Annotated in this window: 5 protein-coding genes; 1 reads left to right on the top strand and 4 read right to left on the bottom strand. The window is 59.1% G+C overall.

Going from position 1 to position 3,362, the window contains the following annotated elements; all coding sequences use genetic code 11:
- Positions 1 to 32 precede the first annotated feature (32 nt).
- The 4 genes from VMU57_RS01045 to tnpA all read right to left on the bottom strand — a co-directional run bounded on the left by VMU57_RS01045 (position 33) and on the right by tnpA (position 2,975).
- Complete coding sequence (locus VMU57_RS01045; protein ID WP_325379894.1) at positions 33 to 641, bottom strand: hypothetical protein; 609 nt, start codon at positions 639 to 641, stop codon at positions 33 to 35.
- Complete coding sequence (gene tnpC / locus VMU57_RS01040) at positions 575 to 2,149, bottom strand: IS66 family transposase (RefSeq protein WP_325379892.1); 1,575 nt, start codon at positions 2,147 to 2,149, stop codon at positions 575 to 577. The genes VMU57_RS01045 and tnpC overlap by 67 nt, the downstream gene beginning before the upstream one ends.
- Positions 2,150 to 2,235: 86 nt before the next feature.
- Entirely contained in the window at positions 2,236 to 2,649 is a 414-nt protein-coding gene (gene tnpB, locus VMU57_RS01035; protein ID WP_325379890.1) for an IS66 family insertion sequence element accessory protein TnpB, read from the bottom strand.
- Positions 2,650 to 2,735: 86 nt separating this feature from the next.
- A complete protein-coding gene (gene tnpA, locus VMU57_RS01030) occupies positions 2,736 to 2,975 on the bottom strand; it encodes an IS66 family insertion sequence element accessory protein TnpA (RefSeq protein WP_325379888.1) in 240 nt (79 codons plus the stop codon).
- A 157-nt stretch (positions 2,976 to 3,132) separates the two neighbouring features.
- Between tnpA and VMU57_RS01025 the strand changes: the two genes are divergently transcribed.
- A complete protein-coding gene (locus tag VMU57_RS01025; protein WP_325379886.1) occupies positions 3,133 to 3,294 on the top strand; it encodes a hypothetical protein in 162 nt (53 codons plus the stop codon).
- The last annotated feature ends 68 nt before the right edge of the window (positions 3,295 to 3,362 follow it).

Below are 3,362 nucleotides of genomic sequence, written 5' to 3'. Positions count from 1 at the left end.
CGTTAGGAAGAAAGAGCCGGGTCGTTACGGGCTTAGGAGGTACCGTCAGTTGGCGATTTAGGAACAGCAAGACCGAGTTGCTGCACGCAATCTTGAATCAGTTCGTCGAAATTGCCAAGCTGGTTGGGAATCGGCCTCTCTCCCTTCTTGCTCAACACTGCGTTCGGAGCCGCGAAAAACGGCATCGTGAGATAACGCGCCGAGCCCTTCCGATTCGCACGAATATGCGCTCCGAGAATATCCGTCAACCGTGTGTCCGAAAGGTAAGCTGAAAGTGCTTCGGCATGTACGGAGGAAAGACAAGTCAGTGGTGCCACTGAAGCCGAGAGTGATTTCCGTTTCAGAATCGCATCAAAGCGCTCTCCCAGATAGCTGTTGACGCCTGCCACGCTTCCCAAGTCATCGCGAGTAACGAGCACGGGGAAAATGGTCGTGACATATTTCAGGTCCACGCCCTCCACGCGCTGCCGATCACTGCCGAATGCACGTTCGATGTTCCTTGCAAGCTGTTTTACTGCTTGCTCGCGATCCGTGCTCTCGACAAGTTTGGTGAGCGTTCCATGAAGTACAGGTGCTAGGAGGGCAAGGCGGTGGCTGGGATCTTGAGGCTGTTCAGGCGTGCTGCGTGAAGCAGCTTCCACTGGTCTGGCAGCCAGTTGGGCAACTCACTTCTGCGAACCTGCGATAGGTTCGTCAGCAACTGCGTGAGATACAGTTGCGGATCCACATCGTGGCGGCGACAAGTGCTGGTCAGGCTGGCCAGAACCGCCGCCGTTCTGCCGCCGCGCGGATTGCCCACGAACAGCGAGTTTTTTCGATTGAGTACCACGCGCTTCATCTCGCGTTCGCTGACGTTGTTGTCGATGGCCACCGCACCATCGGAGCAGAAGACGTTCAGTTCCGTCCATTGGCCCAGTGCGTAGTGGATCGCCTCGGACATGGGATGCTTGGGCAGCAACTGTTCCTTCCATTCGAGAAGCTTCTTCCGCATTTGCGAGAGCACCGGCGCCGATTGCTGCTGGCGCAGCCTCAGGCGCTCCGGCACGGAGGCATCCCTGGCCTGCTTCTCGACCGCATACAGCGCATGCACCAGTTCGATCGCCTCCCGCGCGATCTCGGGAGCGACCTTCTCCGCTTCGATGATTTTCCTTCTCGCGTGCGCCCAGCATCCGGCGCGCGTGATCTCGTTGCCCGCCACCACGCCGTTGTAGCCGCCGTAGGCGTCGGCCAGCAGAACCTGACGATAATCCTTCAGGAAATATCGCGGTCCGTCGCGTCCGCGGTTGAGCGTGAAGTCGAAAACGTTATACGGCTGAGTTTCATCCCCGACGTAGACCCACATCCGCGCCTTCGCGCATTTGCCGTGGCTCAGCATGGGCAGGATGGTGTCGTCGGTGGCCACTACGTGCGAGGCCCGCACTCGCGCCGCCATCAGTTCATACAGCGGCTCGACGAGATCGGCCACGTCGCCGCACCAGACCGACTGCGTGGCCCGCGAGATCTCGAAGCCCTGCCGCTGAAAAATGTCTTCCAGCCTGTACAGCGGCAGGTAGTCACTGAATTTGCTGGTCACGATGTAGGCCAGCAGCCCCGGTCCAGCCATGCCTTTGTTGATCGCCGCGTCCGGCTTGGCCGCCGTTTCCATGCGCGGGTTGTCGCCGTGGCTCTCGCATCCCGGACAGGCATACTTCGTGCGCACATGATGGATGCGCTCGAAGCGACCGGGAAGATACTCTACCTGCCAGCTCTCGTCGGTGCCGATCTCCTTGCGCTCGACTCCGCAGCAGGGGCAAGCACGCTCCTCTTCGCTCAACTCGTAGACCTGGGTAGTTACAGGAAGATTTTCGAAGTTGGCAAGGTTCCGCCGACCCTGGCGCCGCTTCACGCGCCGCAGTTCTTCTTCCGGTTTCGCATCGCGCGGAAGGTCGTCAGGGTTGACCGACTTCCGATCCATTTCCTCGGCGAAGCGCAGCAGCATCTGCGCCAGATCGTTGTCCGATTGCAAGCGATCCGCGCGCGGCCCGTAATACCATTTCTTGTACCGGCCCAGCTCCAGTTGCAGGCGAAGGTTCTCAACGTGTAAGTCGTCGGCGCGCCGCTTCTCCTGGTCGCGTTCCAACAACAGAGCACGCAGCATCGACTGCAGCATTCCGCTATCCTGCGGTAGATTCAGAGAGTTATCGGAGAGGTCAGTCACTTATCAAGTTAGACGTAAGTCGAGCATCATAAGTCACCTTATGCCATCACTCTTTGTAGGTCGTTTTTGTTGGACCCAGCCGCGCGTTCATAGCGCGGCACGCGCTTCAGCTTCGACACGTCGATCCCATCCAGAACCATCGCCAATTCGCTCGCCCGTAACTCGACAGCGCTGTCGCCAGGCGTGATACGAGGAAGCTTGAAAACTCCAACCTCCAGTCGCTTGTACCAAAGCACGTAACCATCGCGATCCCATGTCAGGATCTTCAAGCGGTTGCCATTGCGCGAGCGAAAGAGGAACAGATGACCGCTGAGCGGATCTTCGCCGATCACCGATTGAACACGCTGCGCGAGTCGATCGAACCCGCATCGCATGTCGGTTGCCTCGGCTGCCAGCCAGATGCGGGGTCCCGGAGCACCATCCAATGCGCGAAGACTCGGCAGCCCAATCATGCCTCCGTCTCCAGCGCCGCCAGCAAGGCCCGCAGGTGATCTGCGTCGAAGCCTGGCTCAACCATCAGACTGCGGCCCTGCCTGAGTCAAAGCTCAATGGCCAGACTGCGGGCTGCTGTCGTGCCCTTCGGCTCTCTGGTTGCTACTGCTTTCACCTCTACAAACTTCACCGTCTCGCTCTCGCGAAGCCGCTTCTTCCATTCGTAGAACTGCCACTCGCGCAAACTGCGCTCCCGGCAGAATGCTGCCACGCCCTGACCGCTTTGAAGCTGTTCGGAAACCAACCCTCGCCACGTTGACCATACCTCTGCCCTGTGCTGTCTCATCCTTCAAGAGTGCCGCCCCGTCATTCCGTGGCTTAGATATATCGATTTGAAAGCTGTCGGTCGCGTTCACTTCTGGCCCTTCGATGGGTGGGATTTTCCAGCGGGGAAATCCGTTGTGGCCGAGGTCTACCCGGCGCTTTGGAGTCGGAGTCTCCCCATGGAGAATCGTGACGGCCATCAGCATGACGCCTACTCCATAGCCGCATGGATGAGGCAGGCCGACAACAACGGCTCGCTATCCACTTTCGCCAGTCCGCCTCTTGATGAAGCAGACCGTAGAGCCGCCAAGATCGAGGGATGGATACTCGGCGTCATGTGAGCATCACCCAGCCCACCAGTGTAGCCATGCTGGGCGTACTTGGTAGCCATGTGGGATCGCAGGGCAAT

Source organism: Edaphobacter sp. (assembly GCF_035532915.1).
Lineage (GTDB): Bacteria > Acidobacteriota > Terriglobia > Terriglobales > Acidobacteriaceae > Edaphobacter.
This window is presented reverse-complemented; position numbering and strand designations above follow the sequence as displayed.

What these genes read in the sequence shown, in the direction of transcription:
- VMU57_RS01025 (WP_325379886.1), top strand. Translation starts at nt 3,133, where the DNA reads ATGGAGAATCGTGACGGCCATCAGCATGACGCCTACTCCATAGCCGCA.
- tnpA (WP_325379888.1), bottom strand. Translation starts at nt 2,975, where the DNA reads ATGAGACAGCACAGGGCAGAGGTATGGTCAACGTGGCGAGGGTTGGTT.
- tnpC (WP_325379892.1), bottom strand. Translation starts at nt 2,149, where the DNA reads ATGCTGCAGTCGATGCTGCGTGCTCTGTTGTTGGAACGCGACCAGGAG.
- tnpB (WP_325379890.1), bottom strand. Translation starts at nt 2,649, where the DNA reads ATGATTGGGCTGCCGAGTCTTCGCGCATTGGATGGTGCTCCGGGACCC.